This window comes from Synechococcus sp. H60.1, assembly GCF_047462335.1.
In the GTDB taxonomy this organism is placed as follows: Bacteria; Cyanobacteriota; Cyanobacteriia; order Thermostichales; family Thermostichaceae; genus Thermostichus.
Genome location: NZ_JANSJA010000071.1, coordinates 35,110 through 38,871, shown reverse-complemented (window position 1 = coordinate 38,871; position 3,762 = coordinate 35,110). Strand labels below are relative to the sequence as shown.

General features: G+C 60.1%; 5 protein-coding genes. All 5 read right to left on the bottom strand.

What is annotated here, in order from left to right; translation table 11 throughout:
* Nucleotides 1–33: 33 nt before the first annotated feature.
* Nucleotides 34–513, bottom strand: coding sequence for a peptidylprolyl isomerase (locus NW852_RS04270; RefSeq protein ID WP_414372600.1), 480 nt, complete (start codon nucleotides 511–513; stop codon nucleotides 34–36).
* A gap of 241 nt (nucleotides 514–754) precedes the next feature.
* Entirely contained in the window at nucleotides 755–1,210 is a 456-nt protein-coding gene (locus NW852_RS04265) for a phosphate-starvation-inducible PsiE family protein (RefSeq protein ID WP_414372597.1), read from the bottom strand.
* A gap of 40 nt (nucleotides 1,211–1,250) precedes the next feature.
* The gene (locus NW852_RS04260) at nucleotides 1,251–1,412 is read right to left on the bottom strand and encodes a DUF2256 domain-containing protein (protein WP_414372595.1); all 162 of its coding nucleotides are present in this window, start codon (nucleotides 1,410–1,412) and stop codon (nucleotides 1,251–1,253) included.
* Nucleotides 1,413–1,453: 41 nt separating this feature from the next.
* Nucleotides 1,454–3,088, bottom strand: coding sequence for a CTP synthase (locus tag NW852_RS04255; protein ID WP_414372593.1), 1,635 nt, complete (start codon nucleotides 3,086–3,088; stop codon nucleotides 1,454–1,456).
* Nucleotides 3,089–3,140: 52 nt separating this feature from the next.
* A complete protein-coding gene (locus NW852_RS04250) occupies nucleotides 3,141–3,659 on the bottom strand; it encodes a hypothetical protein (protein WP_414372591.1) in 519 nt (172 codons plus the stop codon).
* Between the last annotated feature and the right edge of the window lie 103 nt (nucleotides 3,660–3,762).

Sequence of the window (3,762 nt, the reverse complement as noted above, 5' to 3'; positions counted from 1 at the left end):
TTTAACCAAACTGTTTCGCCGGATTGGCCCAACCTAGTCTGATTCCGAGATGCGAACAGACTTGATCGCGACCGGATTCAGCGGGCGATCCTGAGGGCCTGTGGGCGCCGTGGCAATTTTATCCAACACGTCCTCCCCCTCGATCAGTTGGCCGAAGATCGTGTAGTTGGGCGGCAGCGGGTAGTCGGCATGCATAATGAAGAACTGGCTGCCATTGGTGTTGGGGCCAGCATTGGCCATGGCCAAAGTCCCTCGCGTGTAGGGGCGCCGCACCGGCTCATCGGGAAAGCGGTAGCCTGGCCCACCTCGACCTGTGCCAGTGGGATCCCCGCCCTGAATCATGAAGCCCCGAATGACCCGGTGAAAGATGACGCCGTCGTAGAAATGATCTCGGGCCAAGAAGACAAAGTTGTTGACGGCAAGGGGAGCTTCCTGCGGGAACAGCTCCAGAACCATCGTGCCGGCAGTGGTCTCCAGCGTGGCCGTGTAGGACTTGGCCGGGTCGATGACCATTGGCGGAGGACTGTTGTAGGTTTTCACGGTTTTGCCCAACTGTTGTGCTAGGAGCAAATCGTAAGAAGAATGCGGACGGGCCAGAGCGGGAAGAAAGCCAGATCCCACCCAAAGCAGCACCGCCAGCACAGCTAGCTTCAACAGGTGGGCAACCCCCGAGGGCACGCGCATCTCTCTTGCCAGAAAGCTCCGCCCCTATCCTATCAGGATTTGTCCAGGCCCGCCCTTCGCTCGACAGGGATCACGGCTTGGCTCGTCGCACCAGCCAGTAGCTGACGGAGAGGGCTAGCGTCGCTGCTGCCAGCCCAATGAGATCCAGGCCGCCCAGCTTCTCAAAATCGAAAATGATGATCTTGCGCGCCACTGCGATCAAAGAAGTCACAATCACCAGCTCTACCTGCACCACCTGCTTTTGCAAGTAGGCGGTAATGTTCTCCAGAATCTCCAGCGCAATCAAAATATTTAAAAAGAGGCCGAAGATCTCGATCAAAGTGGTAGAGAAAAACCCGATTGGCTCCCGCAGCAGATCAGCTACCAGGAAGCGGGTCAAATCCACCACAGCCACCCCAATCAGCCCAATCATCAAGATAGAAAGCAGCTTCGAGATCAGGCTTTCTAGGCGGATGATGGCCCGCAGAAAGGGATCCTCCTCTTCCGTTTCGTGAGGATTGTGCAAGAGCCACTTGAGAAACCGCATGCCACCCCCCTTTGACGACCCCATTATCTGCCCCAGACGTCTAGGAGGATCGGGATCCCTTGGAGCGATGGTTGCGACACCGCTCGGAACAGTATTTCACCTCCGACCAGCAGTCGGCCCACTTCTTGCGCCAGGTAAAGGGCCTGCCGCAGGTGAGGCAGATTTTGCTTGGCAAATCCGACTTCTTCCGGTGGCGGGGCATAGCGCGCTGGAAACGACAACTCTTGAATCAACCCCAATGCCCTAGCCTGTGTTCTGCAACTGCAAGGCTTGCGGCCGGGAACGGCTGCGCAGGGCGGCTTCAATCAGCCCCAAAAAGAGGGGATGGGGGCGATTGGGGCGGGAGCGAAACTCGGGATGGAACTGGGTGGCAATGAAAAAGGGGTGGCTGGGCAGCTCAATGATTTCCACCAGGCGGTTATCGGGTGAGACACCGCTGATGACGTAGCCGGAGTCCAAGAACAGGCTGCGGTAGGCGTTGTTGAACTCGTAGCGATGGCGGTGGCGCTCGTAGACAATGGTTTCCCCGTAGAGCTTGGCCGCCAGGGTGTCAGGCAGAATGCGGCAGGGGTAGAGGCCCAGGCGCAGGGTTCCCCCCAAGTGCTCCACATCTTTCTGCTCTGGCAACAGGCTGATGACGGGGTGGGGGGTGTCGGGATCAAACTCGTAGCTGTTGGCCCGCTCTAGACCGGCAATGTGGCATCCCCAGTCGATCACCGCACACTGCATGCCCAGGCACAGCCCCAGAAAGGGAATGCCCCGCTCGCGCACGTAGCGGATGGTGGCTACCTTACCCTCGATGCCGCGGCTACCAAACCCCCCCGGCACCACCACGCCGTCCACACCGGCCAGCAGGGCTGCCGGCCCCCGCTCCTCAACTTCTTCAGAAGAGATCCAGCGCAAGGTAACGCCGGCATTGAGGGCCAGGCCTGCATGGCGCAGGGCTTCCGCCACTGAGAGGTAGGCATCGGTGAGGCGCACGTATTTGCCGACAATGGCAATTTCTACCCGCTCTTGAGGGTGGTGCAGCCGCTGCACCAAGAGCTCCCACTCGCGCAGATCCGGCTGCTGCGGATCCAAGTTGAGGATCTGCAAAACCCGCTGGGCCAAACCCTCTTGCTCCAGCACCAAAGGCACATCGTAGATGCTGGGGGCATCCTGGGCCTGGATGACACATTCCACCGGCACGTCGCAAAACTCAGAGATCTTCTCCTTGAGGCCGCGGGGCAGGGGCTGCTCGCAGCGGCACACCAGCACGTCCGGCTGAATCCCGATCGAGCGCAGCTCCTTGACCGAGTGCTGGGTGGGCTTGGTTTTCATCTCCCCCGCCGCCCTGATGAGAGGCACCAGGGTCACGTGCACGTAGGCCACGTTGGCTCGGCCCACGTCTTTGCGAAATTGGCGGATGGCCTCCAAAAAGGGCAGCGACTCGATGTCCCCCACCGTGCCCCCCACCTCCACCAGCACCACGTCGGGGTTGGTCTCGCGCGCCACCCGCCGGATGCGCTCTTTGATCTCCTGCGTAACATGCGGGATCACCTGCACTGTGCTGCCCTGGTAGTCGCCCCGCCGCTCCTTGTAGATCACCGCCTGGTAAATGGCGCCGGTGGTAACGTTGTTGAGCTTGGACATGTTGGTGTCGGTGAAGCGCTCGTAGTGGCCCAAGTCCAAGTCGGTCTCGGCGCCGTCGTCGGTGACGAACACTTCCCCATGCTGGTAGGGGCTCATGGTGCCGGGATCCACGTTGATGTAGGGATCCAGCTTTAAAATCGACACAGTGTAGTTGCGGGACTTGAGCAGACGCCCCAGGCTGGCCGCCACAATCCCCTTGCCAATGCTGGAGACCACTCCGCCAGTGATGAAGACAAACTTGGTCATCTCCCGCATCCCTTGCCCTCTTTTGATTATGCCAGGGATGGCGGGGATCCCATTAGCGCAGAGAACGGATGGGGCCGTTGTAGAGGATGGTGGTCTGAAAGGTGCGCCGATCCACCCGCACCTGGGTTTCGATGCTGGGCTGAGTAAAGCCAGGCTCGCCGCCCCGGAAGGTGAAGATCCAGGCATCTGCGAACTCTTCAAACGGTGCATCGATGGCTGCCCCGTGCATAGAGGCCTCAGCGCGGTAGCGCTGCAAGCCCCCGTTGGCAATTTCAGCCGCTTGGCGGGCTAAGTTCTTGGCCCGGTTGAGATCGCGGAAGTAGCGGCTAATCTCCTCAAAAGTCCCCGTTGGCAGCGGCCTTGGCCGGGGGGGTGTTGGCGGTACAGGCCGGGGATCCGGCACGATGGGCAGGGTGGGAATATCCTGGCTGGGGGGCAGCGGCTCCAGCGGGATAGGAGTTCGGGAGGTTTCTGGGAAAAGGGGCGTGATCACCTGTGCCTGCGCAGACAGCAGAGATCCCCAGATCAGAACGCTGCCCCCGGCCAGGCAGAGAGGGAAAATGGACTTCATTGGGCCATTCCGGTGGGAATTTTTCAATCCCCACTCTACTGAGCCTCTAGTTAGAAAAGTAGAGGCAAAAGCCCGGCCTCCTTTTCCACCAGCAGCTAGGCGC